Source organism: Vibrio sp. Isolate22 (assembly GCF_022398115.1).
In the GTDB taxonomy this organism is placed as follows: Bacteria; Pseudomonadota; Gammaproteobacteria; order Enterobacterales; family Vibrionaceae; genus Vibrio.
In genome coordinates this window covers 19,161-43,017 of record NZ_JAKEUW010000008.1, presented here as the reverse complement: position 1 = coordinate 43,017, position 23,857 = coordinate 19,161, and the positions used below count along the sequence as shown (strand labels likewise).

Annotated in this window: 18 protein-coding genes; 7 read left to right on the top strand and 11 right to left on the bottom strand. The window is 45.5% G+C overall.

The window, feature by feature from the left end:
- Window positions 1–49: 49 nt before the first annotated feature.
- On the bottom strand, window positions 50–1,153 hold the full coding sequence (gene zapE / locus L1D55_RS07070; protein ID WP_171366900.1) for a cell division protein ZapE: 1,104 nt from the start codon (window positions 1,151–1,153) through the stop codon (window positions 50–52).
- 219 nt (window positions 1,154–1,372) lie between these two features.
- Here zapE and zapG point away from each other — a divergent pair, with 219 nt between their 5' ends.
- The 3 genes from zapG to degS all read left to right on the top strand — a co-directional run bounded on the left by zapG (window position 1,373) and on the right by degS (window position 4,536).
- Window positions 1,373–1,828 (top strand): Z-ring associated protein ZapG, encoded by a 456-nt coding sequence (gene zapG / locus L1D55_RS07065; RefSeq protein ID WP_004740761.1) that lies wholly within the window; start codon window positions 1,373–1,375, stop codon window positions 1,826–1,828.
- Between the two features lie 127 nt (window positions 1,829–1,955).
- Window positions 1,956–3,311 carry a DegQ family serine endoprotease gene (locus L1D55_RS07060; RefSeq protein WP_239917015.1) on the top strand — a complete coding sequence of 452 codons (1,356 nt, stop codon included), beginning with the start codon at window positions 1,956–1,958 and terminating at the stop codon, window positions 3,309–3,311.
- Between the two features lie 160 nt (window positions 3,312–3,471).
- A complete protein-coding gene (degS, locus tag L1D55_RS07055) occupies window positions 3,472–4,536 on the top strand; it encodes an outer membrane-stress sensor serine endopeptidase DegS (protein ID WP_128162050.1) in 1,065 nt (354 codons plus the stop codon).
- Between the two features lie 104 nt (window positions 4,537–4,640).
- On the opposite strand, the gene parC is transcribed toward degS, so the two are convergent.
- The 6 genes from parC to nudF all read right to left on the bottom strand — a co-directional run bounded on the left by parC (window position 4,641) and on the right by nudF (window position 11,603).
- Window positions 4,641–6,899 carry a DNA topoisomerase IV subunit A gene (gene parC / locus L1D55_RS07050; protein WP_239916971.1) on the bottom strand — a complete coding sequence of 753 codons (2,259 nt, stop codon included), beginning with the start codon at window positions 6,897–6,899 and terminating at the stop codon, window positions 4,641–4,643.
- Between the two features lie 3 nt (window positions 6,900–6,902).
- Window positions 6,903–8,783 (bottom strand): DNA topoisomerase IV subunit B, encoded by a 1,881-nt coding sequence (parE, locus tag L1D55_RS07045; RefSeq protein WP_239916970.1) that lies wholly within the window; start codon window positions 8,781–8,783, stop codon window positions 6,903–6,905.
- A 240-nt stretch (window positions 8,784–9,023) separates the two neighbouring features.
- Window positions 9,024–9,629: an esterase YqiA gene (gene yqiA, locus L1D55_RS07040; RefSeq protein WP_128162709.1), complete on the bottom strand. Its 606-nt coding sequence runs from the start codon at window positions 9,627–9,629 to the stop codon at window positions 9,024–9,026.
- A 15-nt stretch (window positions 9,630–9,644) separates the two neighbouring features.
- Window positions 9,645–10,469, bottom strand: a complete 825-nt coding sequence (cpdA, locus tag L1D55_RS07035) for a 3',5'-cyclic-AMP phosphodiesterase (RefSeq protein ID WP_239916969.1) — start codon at window positions 10,467–10,469, stop codon at window positions 9,645–9,647.
- A gap of 59 nt (window positions 10,470–10,528) precedes the next feature.
- Window positions 10,529–10,969, bottom strand: a complete 441-nt coding sequence (locus tag L1D55_RS07030; protein ID WP_004740768.1) for a DUF1249 family protein — start codon at window positions 10,967–10,969, stop codon at window positions 10,529–10,531.
- Between the two features lie 4 nt (window positions 10,970–10,973).
- Entirely contained in the window at window positions 10,974–11,603 is a 630-nt protein-coding gene (gene nudF / locus L1D55_RS07025) for an ADP-ribose diphosphatase (RefSeq protein WP_004740769.1), read from the bottom strand.
- Between the two features lie 227 nt (window positions 11,604–11,830).
- Between nudF and tolC the strand changes: the two genes are divergently transcribed.
- The gene (tolC, locus tag L1D55_RS07020) at window positions 11,831–13,150 is read left to right on the top strand and encodes an outer membrane channel protein TolC (protein WP_239916968.1); all 1,320 of its coding nucleotides are present in this window, start codon (window positions 11,831–11,833) and stop codon (window positions 13,148–13,150) included.
- An 89-nt stretch (window positions 13,151–13,239) separates the two neighbouring features.
- On the opposite strand, the gene hldE is transcribed toward tolC, so the two are convergent.
- From hldE to L1D55_RS07005, 3 genes are all read right to left on the bottom strand, one after another.
- On the bottom strand, window positions 13,240–14,670 hold the full coding sequence (gene hldE / locus L1D55_RS07015) for a bifunctional D-glycero-beta-D-manno-heptose-7-phosphate kinase/D-glycero-beta-D-manno-heptose 1-phosphate adenylyltransferase HldE (RefSeq protein ID WP_048658013.1): 1,431 nt from the start codon (window positions 14,668–14,670) through the stop codon (window positions 13,240–13,242).
- A gap of 120 nt (window positions 14,671–14,790) precedes the next feature.
- A complete protein-coding gene (gene glnE / locus L1D55_RS07010) occupies window positions 14,791–17,640 on the bottom strand; it encodes a bifunctional [glutamate--ammonia ligase]-adenylyl-L-tyrosine phosphorylase/[glutamate--ammonia-ligase] adenylyltransferase (protein ID WP_239916967.1) in 2,850 nt (949 codons plus the stop codon).
- A 211-nt stretch (window positions 17,641–17,851) separates the two neighbouring features.
- Window positions 17,852–19,108 carry a methyl-accepting chemotaxis protein gene (locus L1D55_RS07005; RefSeq protein ID WP_239916966.1) on the bottom strand — a complete coding sequence of 419 codons (1,257 nt, stop codon included), beginning with the start codon at window positions 19,106–19,108 and terminating at the stop codon, window positions 17,852–17,854.
- Window positions 19,109–19,204: 96 nt separating this feature from the next.
- Here L1D55_RS07005 and L1D55_RS07000 point away from each other — a divergent pair, with 96 nt between their 5' ends.
- Entirely contained in the window at window positions 19,205–19,954 is a 750-nt protein-coding gene (locus L1D55_RS07000; protein ID WP_239916965.1) for a potassium channel family protein, read from the top strand.
- A gap of 39 nt (window positions 19,955–19,993) precedes the next feature.
- On the opposite strand, the gene L1D55_RS06995 is transcribed toward L1D55_RS07000, so the two are convergent.
- Entirely contained in the window at window positions 19,994–21,511 is a 1,518-nt protein-coding gene (locus L1D55_RS06995; RefSeq protein ID WP_239916964.1) for an inorganic triphosphatase, read from the bottom strand.
- A gap of 207 nt (window positions 21,512–21,718) precedes the next feature.
- Here L1D55_RS06995 and L1D55_RS06990 point away from each other — a divergent pair, with 207 nt between their 5' ends.
- Together L1D55_RS06990 and L1D55_RS06985 are read left to right on the top strand one after the other, a co-directional pair.
- Window positions 21,719–22,399 (top strand): TIGR00153 family protein, encoded by a 681-nt coding sequence (locus L1D55_RS06990; RefSeq protein WP_008222549.1) that lies wholly within the window; start codon window positions 21,719–21,721, stop codon window positions 22,397–22,399.
- Window positions 22,400–22,527: 128 nt separating this feature from the next.
- Window positions 22,528–23,790 (top strand): inorganic phosphate transporter, encoded by a 1,263-nt coding sequence (locus L1D55_RS06985; RefSeq protein ID WP_239916963.1) that lies wholly within the window; start codon window positions 22,528–22,530, stop codon window positions 23,788–23,790.
- Window positions 23,791–23,857: the final 67 nt, after the last annotated feature.

The following is a 23,857-nucleotide window of genomic DNA, read 5'->3' as shown; positions in this document are numbered from 1 at the left end:
ACAAAATCACGATTTTTTTATTTATACTTCTCAATCGAGATAATCCTATCTAACTCAAGTGCTCTTTTGCTAAATATTCATGGCTCTGCATTTCTATTAAACGCGACTGACAACGTTTAAATTCAAACTCTAGCTGGCCGTGGGTATATAAATTTTCTAGCTCTACTTCGGCGGAAATAATCAGCTTTACATTACGCTCATAGAACTCGTCCACTAATGCGATAAAACGTCTTGCAGCGTCATCAGAAGTCGCGCCCATCTGAAGGACATCAGCCAAGAGAACCGTGTGATAAACGCGAGACAGTTCAATGTAGTCGTTCTGACTTCGGGCCGACTGACAAAGCTGAGCAAAAGTCCCATGCAACACGCCATCGCTTGCTTCTATAACGTCTAACTGACGATGATTCACTTCAATCTGCTTGAGTCTCTCTTTATCTTCCCCAACCAGTTGGTTGTAGTACTTTTCAAGATTGATGTTCGCTTGGCTATCGAGTGGATAATGATATATCTCAGCCTGCTCTAGGGTACGTAGACGATAATCAATGCCGCTGTCTACATTGAGAATATGGCAGTTGTCTTGAATCAGCTTAATCGCAGGTAAGAAACGCGCACGTTGCAGACCATTACGATACAGATCCGCAGGAGGAATATTTGAGGTCGCAACCAAGATAACGTTTCGTGCGAATAACTCTTGGAATAAGGTACCTAGGATCATTGCGTCGGTGATATCTGAAACGAAAAACTCATCGAAACAGATAATATCAGCCTCTTGCTTCAACTTATCGGCAACCAAAGGCAGTGGATCGCTCACATTGCCCAGCGCCTTTAATTCGTCATGCACTCGATACATAAAACGATGAAAGTGCACTCGCATTTTTTTAGTGGTCGGCAAGGCATCGTAGAACGTATCCATCAGATAAGTTTTACCGCGCCCTACTCCGCCCCAAAAGTAGAGCCCTTTAGGTGGCGTTGGTAGCTCTGGTTTTTTACCGAGCAATTTCTGAAATCGAGTCAATTGAGGAATAGGAGTATTCACATAATCTTGGAACTGATGAAAAAGTTCATCTAAAGATTTAACGGCTTGCTCTTGTGCTGGATCTCTTTGAAATCCATGCTCTTTTATATCTTGTTCGTATTTTTTGACGGGATTCATGACGACATTTCCACAATGAAAGCGATATCAGACAGCGAATAAAATTAAGCTCAAACAGTAAGGGACGTGACATTATGCGGCGAATAATGCAGCATTAAACTGCTAAGTAGCGCACATGCATTTCTCTTTATACTGCAGCTTTCTCATAGTACCATGGAGCCGTAGCACGTGTAACTAAGCAGTAACAAACATGTTAAAAAACAATAATAAGGAGCTGTTATGCCTTGGATGTATGCCATTGCCGGTTTACTAGTCGGAGTTATTCTAGGGGTCGCTATTTCTCGTCTCATGACACCTGAATACAAGAAGCAAAAGAACGTACAGAAAGAATTAGATAGCGCAAAGTTTGCCCTTGAACAGCAGCGACAAGAGCTGGCTGATCACTTTGCGAAATCAGCAGAGATGTTGGACACCTTAGGTAAGGACTACACAAAACTGTACCAACACATGGAAAAAACCAGCTCGGAGCTGATCCCTAACCTACCAGAGCAAGACAACCCGTTTGTGAAGACAGCGGCCGCTCATTCAGAAAAGCCACAAGAAAAATCGGCAAACAAAGAAGCAGCACTGGAAGAGCAACCTAAAGATTACGCGAATGGTGCGACTGGTTTATTTACCGAGCAGAAGAAAGAAATCATTGATGCTCCTGATGTAGTCACTGCAAAAGCATCATAAACATTTAACACTTAGGTGAACTTTACAAAGGTTTTTGAGTCATAACTTTCACTCAGGTCATTTGAAACTTCTCATACGTCTTAGACGTAATGAGAGGGGTAAGACCTTAACTAGAGAGGAGTTTATGATGAAAAAACCTTTGCTTGCTTTATCTTTACTGACTTTAAGCTTAAGTTCAATCATCACCCCCATTCAAGCAACCGCCGCACTTCCATTAAGTGTGGGTAATGAACAATTACCAAGCCTTGCGCCTATGCTTGAACAAGTGACCCCCGCTGTGGTTAGTATCGCCGTTGAAGGCAAACAGGTACAACGTCAGCAAATCCCTGAACAATTCCAATTCTTTTTTGGCCCAGAGCAAACTCGTGAGCGTCCATTTCGCGGTTTAGGCTCAGGCGTGATCATTGACGCCAAGAAAGGTCATATCGTCACCAACTACCATGTAATTGATGGTGCAGACGATATCAAAGTAAGACTTTATGACGGTCGAGAATACGATGCTGAGCTTATCGGCGGTGACCAGATGTCCGATATTGCCCTCTTAAAATTAGAAAAAGCCAAGAACCTGACTCAGATAAAACTCGCAGACTCCGATAAGTTGAGAGTCGGTGATTTCACTGTCGCGATTGGTAACCCATTTGGACTTGGCCAAACCGTGACATCAGGTATCGTTTCTGCACTTGGCCGAAGCGGCCTTAACCTCGAGAACTTTGAGAACTTCATTCAAACTGATGCCGCTATTAACAGCGGTAACTCAGGTGGCGCGCTAGTGAACCTAAACGGTGAACTGATTGGTATCAACACAGCCATTCTTGGCCCCAACGGAGGTAATGTCGGTATCGGCTTTGCAATTCCATCCAACATGATGAAAAACCTGACAGAACAGATTATCGATTTCGGTGAAGTTAAACGCGGCATGCTTGGCGTTCAAGGTGGTGAAATCACCTCAGAACTTGCAGAAGCATTAGGTTACGAGTCCAGTAAAGGCGCCTTCGTTAGCCAAGTCGTGCCAGACAGTGCCGCTGATGATGCTGGATTAAAAGCGGGGGACATTATTGTCTCTATTAATGGTAAACGCATCGATACCTTCAGTGAATTAAGAGCGAAAGTCGCAACGCTCGGGGCAGGTAAAGAGATCGAGTTAGGTGTCGTTCGCGATGGTAAGAATAAAACCTTCGATGTAACGCTTGGTGAATCAACCAATAGCAAAACAAAAGCCGAGAAGCTTCACGAAGGTTTAACTGGCGCCGAGCTTACCAACACCACTAGCAATGACCCTGCAACAGGCGTGAAAGTATCAAGCGTTGCTCAAGGTTCACCAGCAGAAGCTTATCAACTTCTAAAAGATGACATCATCATCGGAGTGAACCGTCAGCCGGTTAAGAACCTCGCTGAATTTAGAGCGATTGTTGAAAAACAACCAGGCGTATTAGCACTCAATATCCAGCGAGGCGATAGAACCATCTACCTCGTAATTCGATAGCTATTTCGCCGACACAAACACAGGGAGACTTTGTAAGTTTGCTTTAAACTTACTCAGTCTCCCTTTTATTTAGATGAATCAAAATGCTATGCTTCACAAGTAATTCAAACTAGTCACCCATGCGTGGAGGCTTAATACCTTACCTGTCGAAGAGGGAAACATGCTGTCCTTTCTATTTCGTTCTATTTCCCTTGGACTCGTTTCAGCGGCGCTGATTCTTCTAGCCTTCCCTAGCTTAAGGCCAGCGATTGTCGCAGATGTGACTAATCCCAAAGTCGATAATATTGGCTCTCTTCAGATTTCATTTAACCAAGCTGTACGCCGCGCTGCGCCAGCGGTGGTTAATATTTATAGCCGTAAATACGCAGAAAGTGATCGCAACAAACTCCTCACACAAGGCTTAGGCTCAGGGGTAATCGTCAGCGAAAAAGGCTACATCATTACCAACTTCCACGTTGTGGCTCAAGCTGACCAAATTGTTGTTGCGCTTCAAGACGGCCGAGTTGCCGCGGCACAATTAGTCGGCTCAGATAAACGTACTGACATCGCGATACTCAGAGTCAGCGGCGACAACCTCCCTGTAATTCCACTCAACCCGAACTACAAAGCTAACGTTGGCGATGTGGTACTGGCTATCGGTAACCCGTACAACCTAGGTCAAACCACCACCTTCGGCATCATCTCGGCGACAGGACGCTCTTCGATCAGTGCTGACGGTCATCAAGCCTTTATCCAAACCGATGCGGCGATCAATGAAGGCAACTCTGGTGGTGCACTGGTGAACTCACAAGGTGAATTGGTTGGCATCAATACAGCTTCTTTCCAACAAGCGACCGACATGGAAACCTACGGTATTTCATTTGCTATCCCCTACCCACTAGCCAATAAAATCATGGAAAAGATCATTGCTGATGGTCGCGTGATTCGCGGTTATATCGGTATCGACGGGCAAGATATTAACTCAGTCACTTCTCGCATGTTGGGTACTAAGAATATCGGTGGGATTGTGGTGTTAGGTATCGATCCAAATGGTCCGGCCGCGGATGCCGGTTTTGAAGCTCAAGACATTATTGTCAGCATCAACAACAATCAGGTGAATGGTCGCCAAAGCGTGATGGACATCGTTACTGATTTACGCCCAGGTACGGTGATCGATGTCGGCATCTTGCGCCAAGGTGAAAGCAAGACCCTTAAAGTAACGATTGCTGAAGATACTCGCCTGTAGAGTAAAAACTACAAGTAAGCGATTCAAAACAACTGACAGACAAATACAAAAAACCCAGCTCACAGGCTGGGTTTTCTTTTATCCGAAGATAGCATCAAGTGTCTTTACGATTCACTTGGCTCTTCGATATCAATGCGAGTCACACGCTGTAGGCCTCTTGGCAGTAGACCACCACGACGACCACGTTCACCACGGAAGTTTTCAAGGTCAGCCGGTTTCAAGCCAAGCTTACGTTTACCCGCGTAGATGGTCAGCGTTGCATTCTCAGGAATAGCCATCAAGTGTGATACAAACTCTTCACGCTCTTTGGCTTTCGCAGAAGGGATGTTGATGATCTTGTTACCCTTACCTTTGCTCAATTGAGGTAAGTCTTTAATTGGGAACAACAACATACGGCCTTGGTTAGTAATCGCTAGGATCTGGTTACTTTCCAAATCAGCAATCGGACTAGGCGCCATCACTTCTGAAGATTGCGGTAGGTTAACCAGAGCTTTACCACTCTTGTTCTTAGACAGCAGATCGCTACCCTTACAAACAAAGCCGTAACCCGCATCAGAGCCAACTAACCATAGCTGTTCATCTTCTCCCATCACCACTTGTCGAATAGAAGTGCCCGCGCTGATATTCAAGCGACCGGTAATAGGCTCACCTTGACTTCGCGCAGATGGTAATGAGTGAGACTCAAGGGAGTAGCTTCGGCCATCACTGCCAAGGAACACCGCTTGTTGATTACTCTTACCCTTAGCGCTCGCTAGGAATTTATCACCTGATTTGTAGTTCAAGCCTTCAGCGTCAACCTCATGCCCTTTCGCATGACGAATCCAACCTTTTTCAGAAAGCACAACTGTGATTGGTTCACTAGGTACCAAATCACGCTCAGTCATCGCTTTTGCTTCAGCACGTTCAACTAATGGAGAACGACGGTCATCACCGTATTTCTCAGCATCCGCTTGGATTTCTTTCTTGATAAGTGTGTTAAGACGACGCTCAGAGCCCAGTAGTTTCTCTAGCTTCTCACGCTCTTTTTCTAGTTCATCTTGCTCGCCGCGGATCTTCATCTCTTCCAGCTTCGCAAGGTGGCGAAGTTTAGTATCAAGAATAGCGTCAGCTTGAATTTCAGTAATACCAAAGCGCTCCATCAGAACCGCTTTAGGGTCATCCTCAGTTCGGATGATCTCAATTACTTCGTCAAGGTTGAGATAAGCAACCAACAAACCTTCCAAGATGTGTAGGCGCGCTAGCACTTTATCTAAACGGTGTTGTAGACGACGGCGAACCGTTGTGCGACGGAACTCAATCCACTCTTTCAGGATTTGAACCAAACCTTTAACTTGAGGGCGGCTGTCTAGGCCAATCATGTTCAAGTTAACACGGAAGTTCTTCTCAAGATCCGTTGAAGCAAACAGGTGGCTCATCAACTGATCACAATCGATACGATTCGAACGAGGCACCACAACGATACGCGTTGGGTTCTCGTGATCCGATTCATCACGCAGGTCATCAACCATTGGCAGCTTCTTAGCGCGCATCTGGTTAGCGATTTGCTCAAGTAGCTTAGCGCCCGACACTTGGTGAGGCAGAGCCGTGATAACAATATCAGAGCCTTCTTTATGCCAAACTGCACGCATCTTGATGCTACCGCGACCCGTTTTGTAGATCTTTTCGATATCCGACTTCGGAGAAATAATCTCAGCTTCTGTTGGATAGTCAGGGCCTTGTACGCTTTCCATGATCTCCGATAGCTCAGCTTTCGGGCTATCAATGAGCTTAATCGTCGCATCAGCGATCTCACGCACGTTATGTGGTGGGATATCTGTCGCCATACCTACAGCGATACCAGTAATACCGTTAAGTAGGATATGAGGAAGACGCGCAGGCAACATTTGTGGCTCTTTCATGGTGCCATCAAAGTTAGGTTGCCACTCAACCGTACCTTGGCCTAATTCACCAAGTAGTACCTCAGCAAACTTAGACAGTTTTGCTTCGGTATAACGCATCGCTGCGAATGATTTCGGGTCATCAGGAGCACCCCAGTTACCTTGACCATCAACCAACGGGTAACGGTAAGAGAACGGCTGCGCCATTAGAACCATGGCTTCGTAACAAGCAGAGTCACCGTGTGGGTGATACTTACCTAGTACGTCACCAACGGTACGTGCTGATTTTTTATATTTCGAAGCGGCAGATAGACCAAGCTCAGACATCGCATAGATAATACGACGCTGTACAGGCTTAAGGCCGTCACCGATATAAGGCAATGCACGATCCATGATTACGTACATTGAGTAGTTTAAGTAGGCGTCTTCGGTGAACTTGCGCATTGGCAATTGTTCAACGCCATCAAATGTAATTTCGTTAGACATCCATTATACCTCGGCCATATCACCGTTAGTCTGTAGCCATGTACGGCGATCATCAGCGCGTTTTTTACCTAGCAGCATGTCCATCATCTCTAGTGTCGCTTCGTTGTCGTCAATGGTTAATTGAACAAGGCGACGAGTATTTGGATCCATGGTAGTTTCACGTAGCTGAAGTGGGTTCATCTCACCCAGACCTTTGAATCGTTGTACGTTGATTTTGGATTTCTTCTTAGACAGACGTTCAAGTACGCCATCTTTTTCATCGTCATCCAGTGCGTAGAACACCTCTTTACCACAGTCGATACGATACAGTGGCGGCATTGCTACATAGATATGACCCGCTTCAACAAGAGCGCTGAAGTGACGAGTGAATAGTGCACATAGTAGTGTTGCGATATGAAGTCCATCCGAGTCCGCATCGGCAAGGATACAGATCTTGCCGTAACGCAGGCCTGATAAGTCGTCGTTGTCTGGATCAATACCCAAAGCCACTGAGATATCGTGAACTTCTTGAGACGCTAATACTTGGTCAGCAGACACTTCCCACGTATTTAGGATCTTACCGCGTAGTGGCATTACCGCTTGGAACTCACGATCGCGAGCTTGCTTAGCAGAACCACCCGCCGAGTCCCCTTCCACGAAGAAGATTTCAGTGCGATTCAAGTCTTGAACTGAACAGTCGGTCAGCTTACCCGGCAGTGCAGGGCCAGACGCAACTTTCTTACGTACTACTTTCTTGCTCGCGCGCATACGACGGTGTGCGTTGGCAATACAAGCTTCCGCTAACTGCTCTGCCAGTTGTGGCTTTTCATTCAACCATAGGCTGAAGGCATCTTTTACCACACCAGAAACAAATGCAGCAGTTTGACGAGAAGATAAACGCTCTTTTGTTTGACCTGCAAACTGAGGATCTTGCATCTTCACCGATAGCACGTATGAACAGCGGTCAAAGATGTCATCACCCGTTAGCTTTACGCCACGAGGTAATAGATTACGGAATTCACAGAACTCGCGCATTGCATCTAATAGACCTTGGCGTAGACCGTTTACGTGCGTACCGCCTTGTTTAGTTGGTACCAAGTTAACGTAACTCTCGGTGATCATGTCGCCGCCTTCTGGCTGCCAGATGATCGCCCAGTTCGCCATTTCCGTTTCAGCAACAAATTCGCCAACATAAGGTTCTTCAGGCAGTAAGGTATAACCTTTTACGCCTTCAGCAAGATAGTCTTTTAGGCCATCTTCATAGAACCATTTGTGTTCTTCGTTGTTCACTTTGTCGCTGAAGGTAATTTCTAACCCCGGGCAAAGTACCGCTTTCGCGCGTAGATTGTTGATCAGGCGAAGCGTTGAAAACTTAGAGCTATCGAAGTATTTAGGATCAGGCCAGAAATGCACTGATGTACCACTGTTGCGATGACCACAAGTGCCAGTAACCGTCAGTTCAGTAACCGCTTTACCGTTTTCTAGTGCGATCTCGTGAACTTGACCTTCACGGCGAACCGTAACTTCAACACGTTTAGATAGCGCGTTTACTACCGAGATACCTACACCGTGCAAACCACCAGAAAACTTGTAGTTGTTGTTCGAGAACTTACCACCTGAGTGGAGCTTGGTTAGAATCAGCTCAACACCTGAGATGCCTTTTTCAGGGTGGATATCGACAGGCATACCACGACCATCATCGGTAACTTCTAATGATTGGTCAGTATGAAGCACAACTTTGATTTTCTTAGCGTGTCCAGCTAGTGCTTCATCGACCGAGTTATCAATGACTTCTTGGGCAAGGTGGTTCGGTCTTTCTGTCTCGGTATACATACCTGGGCGGTGTCGCACAGGATCGAGACCTTCAAGTACCTCGAGGTCTTTTGCATTATATTGTTCAGTCATAATACGGAGTTTACTCAAAAAGTTTGCGTCAGTTCGCTGGCTCCAGTTTCACTAAAGCAGAATCATTACTATGAACCGTCATAGCTGAGCGAACGAGCGAAGTATTGGGGAATATAGTCTGGAAGCTGACTAATGATGTCAAGCTAGTTCAAAAACTAAGACATCAAACTATGATATTTCACCATTGATAGATGAAATAACAGGCAAAAAGAGAGACAACGACTCAGTGAAGAAAACAGGTTATAGGTTTAGAAAGGTGATGATTTGCTGTGGGTAGCGTTCAAAATCAACAAAGCTATGATCCCCACCCTCTTCTACTGTTTGGGTTGCACCTTGATACTTCTCTACCGCTTGTCGGTAATCCAGAACTTCATCTTCCGTTTGTTGAAGTAACCAGAAGTCACTTGGCTTTGTGATAGCCGGAACATCTAACGCCTTCAACTCATCGATATGCTTAGTTTCTAAGACATATCGTTCATCTGTGTATGGGTTTACTTGCTCACCTAAGTAGTCGACAAGTAACTCATATGGTTTCACCGCAGGGTTTACTACAACCGCTTTAAAGCCATAGTGGCTGTTGAGCCAAGTTGAAAGATAGCCACCTAACGAGCTGCCAACCAGTGCGATCTGGTACTGATCTTTATATTGTTCCACCAGCTGCTGAAGGTAAAGTGCAGCTTGCTGCGGGAAACTAGGCAATTGAGGGGTTAGTACCTTAATATCCGCACGATGCTCGGCGCAATACTCTGTCATCACCGTCGCTTTGTGAGAGCGAGATGAGCTGTTAAAACCATGAATATAGAGAAGCAGTGATGGTTTTGCTGTTTGCTCGATAGATTCAGACATCATTAGCAACCTTCACTAATAACCAGCGGCTTCAAAATCAGGTAAGAACTGTCCGTTAGGCAAGCGACGAACTTGAGTGCTCACCGTACCGTCTTGGTGCAATTCAATCTCTCTCCAACCAGGAGATAAGGTATCTACAGCGAAATCATCTGAGTTCGGTTTGAACTGAACACAAGTCGACGGAGTTGCCATAACTTGTACACCATGGTGCTCTCGGTTCATGTCTTGATGAACATGACCACACAATACCGCTTTGACATTAGAATGCTGTTGAACCACATCCCAGAACTGTTCAGCATCTTTCAAATTGTGTTGATCGAGCCATGCACTGCCCACCAGCAAAGGATGATGGTGCAACAAAACCAAAGTATTGCGTTCAGGGAATTCCGCCAGCTTTTGCTCAAGCAACTCAAGTTGTTGATCGCTCAGGCGCCCATGTGGAACACCGACAACTTGAGAGTCCAGCATAATCATTTGCCAGCTCTCGCCTAGCAATACATGTTCAACACACTGAATTTGTGGTGATGGTAAAACACTGCCCATATTAGGCTTAAAATCATGGTTTCCAGGTAGCCAGTAACACGGCTTCTCTAATGGTTGAATCCCTGATTCAAATTTCTGGTATGACTCTGCGCTGTGATCTTGAGAAATGTCACCAGTCGCTAAGATCGCTTGATAGTCAAAGCCTTGACTAACAATGCCATCGACTACAGCACGAAAGCTATCTTGAGTGTTGATGCTTAGTAAGCTGCCATTGCTCGGCGCAAATAAATGCGTATCCGTTAGCTGCACAAGCTTAATACTGCTCTCATCAAATTTTGAAGTGTGTGATAATTCCAAAATAACAAATCCAGATACGTTACTGTTTAGACGTTAAAAGTGTTCTTAAATAAGCTCAATTAAAAGGCAATAGGGCTACGGCTGATACCAGTTTTTAAACAAAACGTTAACCATTCCCCAAGAAATTTATTCAATTGAAATTTCTCATCCTTTTGCAGAAGCTTAGTGTTGGGATAGTCGTATTTCGCTTTAACTCGCGAAAAATCCCCACTGGCGCACACTTCTGCAACTCGAGCGTCGTGATATAGCCTGACAGACATTTTTGGCAAAGGAAACACTGGCATCGCGTCACTCTGACATATATCTATTAATGTGGTGTATTTTGTGACCTCATTCACTGTCAATTGATACACCATATTAACGGCTTGGTAACAGCGGACATCACCAACCTCATGCCCAACCGGTAGTAAAGCGTTTAGTTTGGCATAATTCGTCTCATAGACTCGCATCAATTCAGCAAGATCAACATGATACGGTTTCTTGACCGCTATATTTGGCATAACGTTAAGCTACCCACTCTGACTGTAATTCTTGGTAGTTCAATTGTAGCCACTGCAGCGCAATGATCGTGGCCCCATTTTCAAACACACCATCTTTAACCAGTTGATAAGCCGCTTCACGACTCATCACCTGTACACGAATATCTTCACCTTCGTAATCTAACCCGTGTACCCCTTTGGCTGTCGTGGCATCGACACAACCAACAAAAACATCAAGCCTCTCTGAACAGCCGCCTGATGAAGGGTAATACGAAGTGATAGGCAGCACAGATCCGACTTCGACTCCTGCTTCTTCCATCGCTTCACGACGAGCCACATCTTGTGGTGATTCATCGGTATCGATAATCCCGGCAACAATTTCGTATTGCCACGGGTGCTCATGTTCGAGAGCACCAACACGGATCTGTTCGACGATCACGACTTCATCACGCACGGGATCATAAGGTAACAAAGCGGCAGCATGACCACGTTCAAACATTTCACGCTCAATTGGTTGGCTCCAGCCTCCCTCAAACAGCTTATGCTTAAATGTGTACTTAACCATTTTAAAAAAACCACGAAACAGCGTCTCTTTTGAGACTATTTCCACATCTTGTGGAGTAAACTCATGTCGTTGATTGTCAGACTGTTGCATTTGGTACCTCACTAAGTGATCTTTATAGTTTACTCATTGTCCGAGTTAACTACCAAGGATAAGGTTCAACTTTTTATATAAAACTTACAATTAAAGTTAAGTTTTAAAAAATAAATATTGCACAAGTGGACAGTTAAATGTAAAAAAGTGCAAAGTTTCGAGTAAATTACCACCAAACTGGGTTAAACTCTTTTAAAGAAAATTCTATTAAAGGCAGGAATAGGAAAATGAAAAAACTGCTTCCACTATTTATCAGTGCAGCAATTGGCAGCCTGAGTTCATCAGCTTTCGCTGATACGCTAGCTAAAGTTTATGACCAAGCAAAACAGAACGATCCACAGCTTCTTCGTTCAGCAGCGCAGCGCGATGCCGCTTTTGAAGCAGTAACGTCAAGCCGTAGCTCTTTGTTACCGCAAATTAACCTAACAGCAAACTACGACATCAACCGTGGTGATCGTAGTGATATGAGCAATGACAACAACCAATGGGGTGTTGGCATTGGGTTTAGCCAAGAGCTATACCAACGCTCTTCATGGATCACTCTAGATACCGCCGAGAAGTCGGCTCGTCAGGCTGATTCAGCATACGCGGCAGAGCAACAAGCGTTGATTCTACGTACAGCGACAGCTTACTTCGACGTACTTCGTGCACAAGATAACCTAGAGTTTGTTCGTGCTGAAAAAGCAGCCGTTGCTCGTCAGCTTGAGCAAACTAAGCAGCGCTTTGAAGTTGGTCTTTCTGCAATTACCGATGTACATGATGCGCAAGCTCAGTACGATGGCGTTTTAGCAGATGAAGTATTGGCAGAGAACACACTGACTAACAGCTACGAAGGTCTACGTGAAATTACAGGCCAAGAGCACTCTCAGCTAAGTATCCTAGATACGGACCGCTTCTCAGCGAGCAAGTCTTCAGAATCAGCTGCAGCACTTGTTGAACAAGCTGAGCAGAAGAACCTTAGCCTACTCGCTGCGCGTATCTCTCAAGACGTAGCAAAAGACAACATCTCTCTAGCAAGCTCTGGTCACCTGCCAAGCCTAACGCTAGATGGTAGCTATGGCCTTTCAGAACAAACTGACAGCTCTAACAGCCAAAACGATTACGATGCAGATAACCTGAACATTGGTTTGAACTTAGTTGTGCCTCTATACACGGGTGGTAACACAACTTCTTTAACTAAACAGGCTGAATACAACTACGTTGCAGCAAGTGAAGATCTAGAAGCAACTTACCGTAGCGTTGTTAAAGACGTGCGTGCATTCAACAACAACATCAGTGCTTCAATTGGTGCTCTACGCGCTTACGAACAATCTGTTGTGTCTGCTCAGTCAGCTCTAGAAGCGACAGAAGCTGGTTTCGATGTAGGTACTCGTACTATCGTTGACGTACTAGATTCGACTCGTCGTCTTTACGATGCGAACAAAAACCTTTCAGACGCTCGTTACAACTACATCCTAAGTGTGCTTCAGCTACGTCAAGCCGTTGGTACGCTAAGCGAGCAAGACATCGTTGATGTAAACGCAGGTCTAAAAGTCGCAAGCAAGTAATTCTAAATTATGCTAGCTACAGCTACAAAAATGCCGCTCATTGAGCGGCATTTTTATTATCCATTAAACTGGGTAGCCAGAGCTAAAAATTAGCCTCGGCCACCTTTGATTGCTTTAATAATTTCAGTTGTCGAACAACCATCTTCAAAGTTAAGTACTTTAACTTCACCACCCGCAGCAATCACTTCCGCACCACCAGCGATCTCTTCAGGTTTGTAGTCACCACCTTTTACCAAAATGCTTGGTAGCACTTCAGAGATCAAACGTTGAGGTGTGTCTTCAGAGAAAGGAACAACCCAATCAACCGCACCTAAACCTGCCAATACCGCCATACGACGATCGGTAGGATTGACAGGGCGACCTGGACCTTTCAAACGCTTAACAGACTCGTCGGTATTAACCGCAACGATCAAACGATCTCCGAGTTCAGCCGCGTGGTTCATGTAAGAAACATGACCGGCATGCAGAATATCAAAGCAACCATTAGTCATTACAACCTTCTCACCTTTAGCACGAGCGCGCTTCACCGCTTCAACCAGTGCCGCTTCCGAGATCACGCCGTAGTCTGTATCTTGGCTGCCGTGAATCGCTTCCGCCAGTTCAATTGTCGACAAGGTTGATGTGCCTAGCTTACCAACTACAACACCTGCGGCAGCATTTGCTAATGCACAGGCTTCATCTAATGGCTTGCCTGCAGCAACAGAAGCAGCAAGAACGGAAATAACCGTATCACCTGCACCAGTCACGTCGTACACTTCTTTCGCTTGAGTTGGCAGGTGGAATGGCGCCTGACCTTTGCGAAGCAACGTCATACCATTCTCACTGCGAGTCACCAATAAGGCTTCAAAGTCATACTTTTCGATCAAGGCGATGCCCTTCTCGATTAGATCTTCTTCTGACTTAACCTTACCAGCAACGAGCTCGAACTCAGCCATATTTGGCGTAAGTAAAGTCGCACCACGGTAGCGCTCTAAATCAGCACCTTTTGGATCGATGAATACTGGAACATTCGCTGCACGTGCTTTTTGAATGAAGCTCTGTACATGCTCTAATGCACCCTTCGCGTAATCTGACAAGATCACCGAGCGCACATTTGGCAGCGCTTGCTCCATACGAGACAGAATAAGCTCTGGATTGGTGTTTTCAAATTTGTCTTCAAAATCAAGACGAATCAACTGCTGACCACGGCTCATCACTCGTAGTTTGGTGATGGTCGGGTAGTCTTCTAACTCAACAAAATCACACTTAACCTTCAGCGCACCCAAGGTATTTTTCAGCACCTCAGCTGGTTCATCTTTACCAGTTAAACCAACAACATGAGCATGACCGCCAAGCGAAGCAATGTTCATTGCTACGTTAGCAGCACCACCAGGGCGCTCCTCGTTATTTTCTACTTTTACCACAGGCACTGGTGCTTCTGGTGAAATACGGCCAGTTGGACCATACCAGTAACGATCAAGCATGACGTCACCGACAATAAGAACACCTGATTGGCTGTAGTCAGGTAGAATTGGTTTCATTGTTGAGCTCCAAAAATCGAATCTGGCTAGAGTCTAGCACACTGATTACAGTGGCTAAACCATAGAAAAATGAGTAAAGCCTATCTCGATAGGCACTGTGATAGTTAAGCGCAAGACAAGTTACGCTTCCATCCACTGCTTCCATGCTTGAACCACATGTTCTCTTTCCATTCCGAACTTATCAATCGCCACATCCGCGTCTAGGTTGAGGAGATTACGGTGATGTATTTCATCGCGTAGCGTTGTGTATGCATGAGTCAATGCCATGCCTTGTTGCTCATCCATGATTCCTTGTGATAACAAGCTCTCAAAGATTCTGACATTGTCACACCAACGTGTCAGTTTTGGCTTCTCGTGGCTGTAGCGTAACACCAAGTATTGCGCCAAAAACTCAACATCAGTAATGCCACCAGCGTCTTGTTTGAGCATGAATCGATCGGCTTTTTTTCCGCCAAGGTGGTCGCGCATTTTTTCTCGCATATCCACCACCTCTTTTTTCAACGTGGCTTCATCACGCGGCAGACACAACACCTCATGACGTGTTTTATTGAATGCGGAAGCCAATTGCTCATCACCGTAGATCATACGAGCTCGAGTCAGTGCTTGATGCTCCCATGTCCATGCATCGTTATGTTGATACTCATCAAAGGCATCGGTTGGACTAACCAACAAGCCCGAAGCTCCCGATGGACGCAAGCGAGTATCGACTTCATACAGGATCCCCGACGCGGTTCTAGTCGAGAATATATGAATAATACGCTGCGCCAACCTTAGATAAAATTGGCGTCCATCAATCTCTTTCTTACCATCAGTATAGATGTGTACCGGGCAGTCGTGCATAAACACAATATCGAGGTCTGAGTTGTAACCAAGCTCCCAGCCCCCCACTTTACCGTAGCCGACAACAGCAAAGCCGCGACCTTCACGGTCTTTTAGGTGAGTAGGCTCACCAAACTTAGCCGACACCTGTAACCAAGCTTGGTTCACGCCAGCTTCAACAATCGCTTCCGCTAAGTAAGTTAGGTGATCACTCACCTTCATAACTGGCAGCACACCCGCTATATCAGCCGCGGCAATTCTCAGGATACAAGTCTGCTTAAACTGACGCAGGCCTTCCATCTGCTGCTCCATGTCGTCTTCAGGAATACGAGCAAGATAGTCGCGTAATTCTGTCTTGTAAGACTCAAGCGGCACTGGGTTATAGAGCTGCTGAGGATCGATAAGTTCATCTAACAGAATTGGGTAACGCCCAAGCTGTTCTGAGATCATCGGGCTCGCGGTACACAAACGAACAAGTTGAGTCAACGCGGCAGGGTGTTCATCGAGTAACTCAAGATAAGTGGTGCGCGTGACAATTTTATGCAGTAAATGCAGTACACGCGATAAACCAAACTCAGCGTCTTTAGCGGTATACAAGGCCTGAAAGACTTTCGGCATCAGTCGATTGAGAACTTCACGTCCACGCGGGCCAAGAGTTTTCTTAGCGATATCCGCTTTAAATTGAATGATGGTTTTCGCCGCTTCTGGTGGGTTGGCGATAGCAACATCATGCTGCAATACATGCTCGATAACATCCGGCTTATGGGCCATATCCCACAACTCGCTGAAGTGACTCGCGATTGGGTTAGCGTCTTCTTCATCAATCCCAATCAGCTCTTCGAACACACTATGTACATTCGCCATATGGGTGCGAGTGGCTGTAATCAAACTCTCCCAATCATTGAATTGCATGGCAACCGCAAGCTGAAGTTGTTCTAACTCACCATCCGGTAGTGTCTGGGTTTGCTTGTCAGCCATCGCCTGTAATAAATTCTCTAGGCGACGTAAAAATAGGTAAGCATCGCGCAAGTCGGCCACTTCTTGGGGTTCTAGCAGATGCAGAGAATCAATGGCGGTTAAGGTCTCTAAAAGCCCTCGGCCACGCAGACTTGGCTCTCGGCCACCACGAATCAGTTGAAAGACTTGTGCAATGAACTCAACTTCACGAATACCGCCTGAGCCGAGCTTGATATTATTGGATAAGCCACGACGACGCACCTCACTGCTGATCATCGATTTCATACGGCGCAGAGATTGAATCGCACTGAAATCGATATAACGACGGAATACAAACGGGCGTAGCATCTTGCGCAGCTCTTGATACTGTGGGTACATCTCACTGCCCATCACGCGAGCCTTAACCATAGCGTAGCGTTCCCAATCTCGCCCTTGCTCTTGGTAGTAATCTTCCAGTGCAGCGTAGCTCATTACTAATGGTCCACTCTCACCAAACGGACGTAGGCGCATGTCGACTCGATAGCAGAACCCATCAAAGGTTTGTTGATCGAGTGCTTTGATAATACGTTGCCCTAAGCGAGTGAAGAACTGTGCATTGGCAATACTGCGCCTTGCCCCTTGAGTCTCGCCATTCTCAGGATAAGTAAAGATCAGGTCGATATCAGATGAGAAGTTGAGCTCACCACCACCGAGCTTGCCCATACCAATGATAAGCATCGGTTGTGCTTCACCTTGTTCATTACAAGGTGTGCCCCACTCTTTACAGCAAATATCGTACTGCCATTGATAAGTCTCGAAGATCATCGCTTCAGCTAACATAGAGAGATGACTTAAGCTCTGTTCAAGCTCCCAAGAGCCCATAAAGTCACGCCATGCAATATAGGTCATTTCTCGATTACGGAATTGACGCAGCACTCGTTGGCCGCTCATTTCGTCTGTGCAATCAGAAAGCAGCTCAGCCAATCGTCCACGATACCCTTCAGCACGCTCCTCACACGCCAGCATCTCCGGTAAGGTCGTCGACAAGGTCGTATCACGTTGTAAGCAATCACCAATGAAGCAGCTTAACCCTAAGACATGTTTAAGATCTTCAATTAGCGGCTCAGGCCAAGCATTAATGGCTTCACTTTGGTGCTCTAATAATTGCTCAAAAGCTGACTGCGAATGAGTGATGAGTTGAGAAGGCAATGGCATGTTTCTTCCTTGTATAAGCTGCTCGCGAACAATCAATTTGTTGGGTCGGTTTTTCAATAAAGAGTTTTCATAGCTAAACATAAGTTATACCAAAGTTACGCCAATAAAAAACGCCCACATCAGTAATGTGGGCGTTTTATCGGTTAACTTATCGAGTTAGACCTTTCTCTCTAGAAAACAGGCACTAACAACGGGGATTGAGCAAGTAAGGCTATACCTTAAATTGCTTAATCTTTCCGTCCAGTTCTTCTGCGTTGCTTTGCATTATCTGAGAAGTTTCCAGCAACTCACCAACCACTACAACCGAAGCTTCAACAAGCTCGCGAACATTGGTTAGGTTAACACTCATCTCTTCTGCAACGCTGCTCTGTTGGCCTGCAGCCGTCGCAATCTGGAAGTTCATGTCATTGATTTGGTTCACTTGGCTTACGATGCCGTCAAGCTCAGAGCCTGCGTTGGTCACCAGGTCTACGCCTTCAGCCGCTTCAACAACACTCTTTTCCATCAACTCTACCGCAGAGTTCGCACTGCTTTGTAGATGGCTGATCATATCTTGAATCTCGACAGTTGCTTGCTGAGTGCGCTGCGCAAGGTTACGAACCTCATCAGCAACCACAGCAAAACCACGACCGGCTTCACCTGCACGCGCCGCTTCAATCGCTGCGTTTAGTGCCAGTAAGTTGGTTTGTTCTGAAATGCCTTGAATCGTACCTACAACGCTACCAATTGAATCAACGCGCTCTTCAACTTGGTTTACCGCAGCTGCAGACGCTGCGATGTCTGAAGAGAGTTCACTCATCTTAGATACAGAGCCCTGAACGAACTTCTGTCCCGTCAAGGCTTGGCCTGATGCTTGTTCAGTAAGAGAAGAAGCGCTTTGTGCATGCTCAGCAACCGTTTGAACGGTAGAGGTCATTTCACTCATTGCCGTTGCCAGTTGGTCAATCTCGTTAAACTCTTCTTGAGCCGACTCTTTGGTCTCTGACATGCTGATGGTCATCACTTCTGTTAGAGCAAATAGCTCATCAGAAGAGGCCAATTGAGCTTTCACCATATCATGTAGCTGAACTCGTGTTTTTTCTAACTCACGTGCTACATCGCCGTACTCATCTTTACAATCCATGTGAATCGGCACAGATAGGTTTTTATCTGCCATCGTTTTGATAGCATCACTGAGGTATTGAGTTTGACGCAGCATCACACGAGCCGCCGCTAATAGAAGAACCACAAACACAATGATCATCAAGCCTGTCTGCCAAGCGACTTGAACTAGGTAAGTCTCGTAATGCTGCTGTGCAACCTGCGCATTGTTCGTTGCAGCAAGCAATGAATCGTAAAACGTGCTCGCATCCCATAACTGCTTAGCAATGATCAAGATGGTACTGAACACCATTAGCATGATCATTTTCGGAACGAGACGAATATCAGAGATTACCCTTTCCCACGGCTTGAATGACAGTTTAGTCATTGTCAGTTCTCCATTAACTCTTATATATTGATGGCTTCTATACCCGCGAGATGGCTGATTTACTCAGGTTCGCGATTTATTTTGAGCCTCGTATGAATGTTAAATAGTATCAAAGACACACCTAAGCCGATGAGCTTATTATCACTGATTCTCTCTTTCTTAGCGTTATTTGTGATCTCTGGCTTGTTGTTTGCGCCGATTGATAAAGAATCGAAACAAGTCCTTATCGGCCTCGATTTTATAATCTGTAGTGTTTTTCTTTTTCAGCTCACGATTGATCTATTCAGATCACAAAATAAGAAAGAATACCTCAAAGTACACTGGATCGATTTCTTGGCAAGCATCCCAATGATCGAGGCGCTCCGTTTCGCTCGTATTTTTCAAATTCTGCGAGTCATCTTGGTTCTGCGTTCGAGCAAACGTATTTTCAGAGAGTTGTTTCGCAATAGGAAAGAAACCACTTTCGCTTCCATCATTCTGCTTTTGGTGATCTTACTGACGATCGGGGCTGGCACGATCCTGCTATTGGAACACAAAGATCCTAATGCCAATATCACGACTGGCCATGATGCATTATGGTGGGCTTTCGTCACCATCAGTACGGTTGGCTATGGTGACCACTATCCAGTAACCACTGCAGGTCAGTTAATCGCGTCAATTGTGATCATCTGTGGGGTTGGCGTGTTTGGTATGATCTCAGGTCTAATCACCTCGCTAATTACCGAGCCAACCGATCTTCAAAACCAACAGTTAGAAAACAAAGAACGCAAGCTGGATAAGATTTTAAAACAGCAACAACAGATACTTGAACGGCTCGAGTCGCTTGAACGACAGACAAAAAAATAGGGCCGAAGCCCTATTTAAAAATGGATATTAGTGTCGAGACTAGTCTTGCCAGTATGGCTCAACTTCAACACTGATTTGGCGAGTCTGCTCCATCGCATGCAGAATCGAAACTTCTTGTCGAGCAAGCCAACGTTCTAACTGATCCTTCTCGTCACCTTCTAACTTTTCAGTGAGTGGCTGTAAGGTTCGCAGCATCAGCAAATCGTCAATACCTTGCACCATGTCTGCCCAAGGTAAACGGAAGCTATTACGCTCATCGTCATCGTACAAGCTCGCAAAGCCAACACCAGAGTAAAGGTTACGCATCAAACGATACTGCTGGTCGATGTAGGCTTGGCTCGTCATCACGCGCTCTGGTGGAAAGGCTTCCATCAGCTCCGCCCAGGTGCGATCAAGCTGCTTAACAGAGAACCATTCAATTCCGCGTCCCATTTGCTCACGCGCTTTATCGTCCAAGAATGGCTGCCAGCCTCGGGTAAGAATCCAGCGGCTTAAGTCAAGCAGAAGACCGGTGTAGCGAGCAGAGCTCAAGAGAGTCAGTAACTCTTCACGATCTGGCAATTGCTCTTGCATCTCTTTTAGCTCTGCCACTAAGAACTTACGAGCATCAAGCTTACGCAGAACGTGGCCTTTATCTTCTAGCAAATCCTCAAAGTGATCATAACTTTTTAGCCAATCCAACTCTTGTTCTAACCATTTCAGCTCTTGACGCAAAATGGCGCTGGCACGTCTTGGCACAATGCCGCCATAAATGGTGAAAGTCTGGCGGATAAAGCTCAGTGAATGGCTGATCTCATGAAGAGCTTCAATCGATTGGCGCTCGGTGAAAATTTGCTCGTGGTAATGCCAATGAGCGAGAGCATGCTCTAAAGATTGAATGAAACACGATTCAACGGTGTCAGTTTTGTCAGTATCAACTAAGGTCAAAGGAGTAACTTCATCGCCTTGATAACCTTGAGCAAGTCGGTAACCCTTAGCAGCTTTGCTTAAGTTACCTAAGCGCATACCACCTTGTTCGCAGAATTGGCGAGACAGTGTAAACAGAGCATCGGTTTGACCGGATTTAAGTTCGAGTTCAACCTCGCAAATCGGCTCTTGCTGATCGCCTGACTCAACGAAACCTTGGTCAAAGGCAACCTCAACTTGGCTACCATCAGGCATACCAATCAGCCACTGCTCTCGTGTGAAGTTAGTAGAGAAGAGTGGAGTAAGCTCGGCTTCCAGTGTTTCGATATCTTTACCTTCAGGCCAGATATCTTCTGGATGCAAGGCAAGCTTGGGCTGATTGCTGTCGTGTTCTGCATTGTATTCAGGCCTTTGGTGTAGACCTGCAACAACGCGACCAGCTGTCTTTACCGTTTGTACAAATACGTCATCAAAGCGTCGAATGCGCAAGCCGGTATCATGCTTGCGTAGCCAGTTGTCAGGGGTGTCAAAGTAGATGTTACCTAGCTCACGACAACTGTGCTGAAGTACTTTAGTTTCAGCAATTTTATTGCGTAAAGTCTCTGAAAAATCAGGAGAAACAAAAAACTTCAGTTCTATCTCGGTTTCCATAGTTATACCTTTCTGTGAAGATAGGGACAGGATATTGCCAATTTTCAAAGTCGGCAAGTCAGAAATATCGCCCTTATGATGATCTAAAACAGTTTTAATGAGAGATTGATTAGGTTAACATGCGCGACTTTGTAGCCATCGCTTAACATTTCACCATGAATATGGTGTATGTTGTTTTAAGGTTATTATTTATTAGGTTGGATGACCATGCCAGTAAATACAATTATGGGGTTATTTGCAAAGTCCCCAATTAAACCTTTGCAGCGTCACGTAGTATGCGTGAACGAATGTTGTTCTCACCTGGTTAATTTCTTTGAAGTTTCTTCAAAGGGTGACTGGGAAAAAGCAGCTGAAATTCGAGCTCAGATTTCTCACCTTGAGAAAGAAGCTGACGTACTAAAACGTGAAATTCGCCTTAAACTTCCTCGTGGTTTGTTTATGCCTGTTGATCGCACCGACATGTTGGAGCTATTAACTCAGCAAGACAAACTAGCAAACCTAGCGAAAGACATTGCTGGCCGTGTATATGGTCGTCAACTTGTCATTCCTGCTCCTCTACAAGAAAACTTCATCGCTTACGTTAAACGTTGTCTAGATGCAGCGAACCAAGCACAAAACGTAATCAATGAACTAGACGAATTACTTGAAACTGGCTTTAAAGGCCGCGAAGTAACACTCGTTGCTGAAATGATTCATCAATTAGATGTAATTGAAGATGACACGGATGCGATGCAGATTGAACTACGCCAACAACTAATGGCAATTGAAGGCGATCTGAATCCAGTTGATATCATGTTCTTATACAAAATTCTTGAATGGGTTGGTGGTATTGCAGATCAAGCACAGCGTGTAGGCGCTCGTCTTGAAGTAATGCTTTCTCGATCTTAAATCATACGTTAACCATATAACGAAGAGCATTTTTTGAACAAACCACTTATGCGTTGAGTATTTCTCTCGCTGAGCGGTTTTTTGCGTCTAAATTTGTTCCGCTTGTTATCAAACAACTAGGTATTACGATGGATATCCTTGCTAACTACGGCACTGTCCTGATTATTGTTGCAGCAGCTTTCGGTTTCTTGATGGCTATTGGTATTGGTGCAAATGACGTTGCGAACGCAATGGGCACCTCAGTAGGCTCTAAAGCTCTAACCGTTAAACAAGCGATCATTATCGCAATGATCTTTGAATTCGCTGGTGCATATCTTGCCGGTGGCGAAGTTACCGATACGATCCGTAAAGGTGTTATCGAGACGTCTCTATTCGCACATCAACCAGACGTACTTGTATTCGGTATGATGTCAGCGCTTCTTGCTGCTGGTACATGGTTACTTCTAGCTTCATACATGGGCTGGCCTGTTTCTACTACTCACTCAATCATCGGTGCAATCATCGGTTTCGCTTGCGTATCTGTAGGTACTGAAGCGGTAGACTGGGGCAGCGTTCAAGGTATCGTGGGTAGTTGGATTATTACTCCTGTCATCTCTGGTTTCTTCGCTTACGTTATCTTTGTGAGTGCTCAGCGACTGATCTTTGATACTGAGAACCCACTATTCAACGCTAAACGTTTCGTGCCTGTGTACATGTTCATCACAACGATGGTAATTGCACTGGTAACAATCAAGAAAGGTCTTAAGCACGTTGGTCTTCACCTAAGCAACACTGAAGCATGGGTTTGGGCTGCAGGCGTATCTGCTGTTGTAATGATTGGTGGTTACCTATACATCCAGAAGAAATTCGCTAACCGCGAAGAAGACCACGGCTTTGCTGGCGTTGAAGGTATCTTCTCTGTACTAATGGTTATCACAGCTTGTGCGATGGCTTTCGCACACGGCTCAAACGACGTTGCAAACGCGATTGGTCCACTGTCTGCTGTTGTATCAACGGTTGAGCACATGGGTGAAATCACAGGTAAGAGTACTATCGCATGGTGGATTCTTCCTCTAGGTGGCTTCGGTATCGTTGTTGGTCTTGCAACAATGGGTCATAAAGTAATGGCAACCGTTGGTACTGGTATTACAGAATTAACACCAAGCCGTGGCTTTGCTGCACAACTTGCAACTGCATGTACGGTTGTACTAGCTTCAGGTACTGGCCTTCCAATCTCGACGACACAAACACTTGTTGGTGCGGTATTGGGTGTTGGTTTTGCTCGCGGTATCGCAGCACTGAACTTAGGCGTTGTACGTAATATCGTAGCTTCTTGGATTGTGACACTACCTGCAGGTGCTCTACTTGCTGTTGTGTTCTTCTACGGAATTCAAGCTGCGTTTACTATGTAATCGCGACTGCGTTAGTGATGACTAGCGTCAGAATAGTGTGAGCTTCAGCAACGATATGTAAATGCCA

What these genes read in the sequence shown, in the direction of transcription:
- L1D55_RS06995 (WP_239916964.1), bottom strand. Translation starts at nt 21,511, where the DNA reads ATGGAAACCGAGATAGAACTGAAGTTTTTTGTTTCTCCTGATTTTTCA.
- L1D55_RS07000 (WP_239916965.1), top strand. Translation starts at nt 19,205, where the DNA reads ATGTTAAATAGTATCAAAGACACACCTAAGCCGATGAGCTTATTATCA.
- degS (WP_128162050.1), top strand. Translation starts at nt 3,472, where the DNA reads ATGCTGTCCTTTCTATTTCGTTCTATTTCCCTTGGACTCGTTTCAGCG.
- yqiA (WP_128162709.1), bottom strand. Translation starts at nt 9,629, where the DNA reads ATGTCTGAATCTATCGAGCAAACAGCAAAACCATCACTGCTTCTCTAT.
- nudF (WP_004740769.1), bottom strand. Translation starts at nt 11,603, where the DNA reads ATGCAACAGTCTGACAATCAACGACATGAGTTTACTCCACAAGATGTG.
- L1D55_RS07005 (WP_239916966.1), bottom strand. Translation starts at nt 19,108, where the DNA reads ATGACTAAACTGTCATTCAAGCCGTGGGAAAGGGTAATCTCTGATATT.
- glnE (WP_239916967.1), bottom strand. Translation starts at nt 17,640, where the DNA reads ATGCCATTGCCTTCTCAACTCATCACTCATTCGCAGTCAGCTTTTGAG.
- zapE (WP_171366900.1), bottom strand. Translation starts at nt 1,153, where the DNA reads ATGAATCCCGTCAAAAAATACGAACAAGATATAAAAGAGCATGGATTT.
- zapG (WP_004740761.1), top strand. Translation starts at nt 1,373, where the DNA reads ATGCCTTGGATGTATGCCATTGCCGGTTTACTAGTCGGAGTTATTCTA.
- parC (WP_239916971.1), bottom strand. Translation starts at nt 6,899, where the DNA reads ATGTCTAACGAAATTACATTTGATGGCGTTGAACAATTGCCAATGCGC.
- L1D55_RS06990 (WP_008222549.1), top strand. Translation starts at nt 21,719, where the DNA reads ATGCCAGTAAATACAATTATGGGGTTATTTGCAAAGTCCCCAATTAAA.
- L1D55_RS07030 (WP_004740768.1), bottom strand. Translation starts at nt 10,969, where the DNA reads ATGCCAAATATAGCGGTCAAGAAACCGTATCATGTTGATCTTGCTGAA.
- L1D55_RS07060 (WP_239917015.1), top strand. Translation starts at nt 1,956, where the DNA reads ATGAAAAAACCTTTGCTTGCTTTATCTTTACTGACTTTAAGCTTAAGT.
- hldE (WP_048658013.1), bottom strand. Translation starts at nt 14,670, where the DNA reads ATGAAACCAATTCTACCTGACTACAGCCAATCAGGTGTTCTTATTGTC.
- parE (WP_239916970.1), bottom strand. Translation starts at nt 8,783, where the DNA reads ATGACTGAACAATATAATGCAAAAGACCTCGAGGTACTTGAAGGTCTC.
- tolC (WP_239916968.1), top strand. Translation starts at nt 11,831, where the DNA reads ATGAAAAAACTGCTTCCACTATTTATCAGTGCAGCAATTGGCAGCCTG.
- L1D55_RS06985 (WP_239916963.1), top strand. Translation starts at nt 22,528, where the DNA reads ATGGATATCCTTGCTAACTACGGCACTGTCCTGATTATTGTTGCAGCA.